This window comes from Candidatus Obscuribacterales bacterium, from assembly GCA_036703605.1.
Taxonomy (GTDB): domain Bacteria; phylum Cyanobacteriota; class Cyanobacteriia; order RECH01; family RECH01; genus RECH01.
On record DATNRH010000515.1, the window covers coordinates 1 to 1357 of the forward strand.

The 1357-nt window shown below is 52.0% G+C and carries 3 protein-coding genes; all 3 read left to right on the forward strand.

The features are described from left to right. Positions 1 to 190, forward strand: a 190-nt coding sequence (locus V6D20_11120) for a DUF551 domain-containing protein (protein ID HEY9816333.1), incomplete at its 5' end; no start/stop codon positions are given. Between the two features lie 220 nt (positions 191 to 410). Beyond that, a complete protein-coding gene (locus V6D20_11125) occupies positions 411 to 860 on the forward strand; it encodes a hypothetical protein (GenBank protein ID HEY9816334.1) in 450 nt (149 codons plus the stop codon). After that, a partial coding sequence (locus tag V6D20_11130) for a hypothetical protein (protein HEY9816335.1) occupies positions 857 to 1357 on the forward strand: 501 nt, incomplete at its 3' end. The genes V6D20_11125 and V6D20_11130, both read left to right, overlap by 4 nt.

Below are 1357 nucleotides of genomic sequence, written 5' to 3' on the forward strand. Positions count from 1 at the left end.
CCTCAACAGCGGTGAGCCAACCGTGGAGGCTGGATGGCTGGATTACAGGGGCAAGGTTGAGTGGCCTATTGAAACCATATCGCCAACCCACTGGATGCCCCTTCCAGCAGCCCCAACCCCGCCAAAGCCAGAAGACAAAGGAATTGACCCCATGTATCACGATGGTGATGCAGGAGGGTTTAATTACTAACCCCGCCAAAGCCATGAGTGAGAAACAATCTTGGATTAATTGCCCCCTATGCGGAGAACCAGATATGAGATGCGTAACAAATGAAGAAGGTGAATCGCTCATAAGTTGCACCAATCATGTGTGTCCATCCAACAAACCTAAAGCCCCCGCACCCGAAGCCGTTGATGTGAAATGCAAACACGACCCGTCATTCTGCACGATGCAATCATGTAGAGAAAGCATGGTTTGCTATAAGATAGCCCCCGCGCCCGAAGCCGACTGCACCTGTGAGAGCAATGGCGGGACATGGCTCGACCCTTGCCCAAAACATGACGCGCCCGAAGCCGACAGCACCAGCGAGACTCCGAGCAAGCGTAAAGTCGAAGTGTGGGCAAATAACCACAAGCATTGTCCAGCAATGGTGGTTGACGCATCCGACTTCGCATGGGCCATGCAGCAAGTTGAGGCGAGAGAGCGCGAGCTAGCCCAAGCCATCAAGCAGCGGGATGAGGCGCAGCGTATTGGCCCAATCGAGCCAAATTTCTACACGGCCAAACTAGAACAGCAACTCGCCACGCTCAGGGAGGCTTTGGAAATAATTCTCAAGGAAGATTCAAAAATTGGCGTGAAACTTGTGGCTGAGACCGCCCTCGCCAGCACCAACCAGAACCAGAAAGAACAGCGACCATGAACGAACAACAAAAGGCGGACGAAGTTATACAGCAGCGGATTAGATACAACCCCAACCAAGAAGAAAAAGCAAATGGTTCGCCTGCGCCCGAAGCCGACTACACCAGCGAGACTTCGCTTTGTGTTACGGTTGGCGATGGCAAATACACAGTGAGGCAAGATGAAACTGGCAGATTAACTGCGCTACGTTACGGAGAGCCGTGGAGAGACTGCTGTGGCGATAGTCTGATTTACACGCTTGCTGCCGAGCTAGCCCAAGCCATTAAAGACAGAGATGCGTTAAAAGAGTGCTGCGAATTAAGGCTGACAAAACTTAATGAAGCCATCAAGGAGCGGGATGAAGCGCGAGAAGATGAAAAGGTTTCTATAAAACTAATGCACCTTAACCGTAAAGACAGAGAAAAAGCAGAGCAGCAACTCGCCACGCTCAGGGAGGCTTTGGGGTCGATCAGGCAAAGGCTTGGCGACTTCCAAGAACCGTGGTCGCCACGGGAAAAG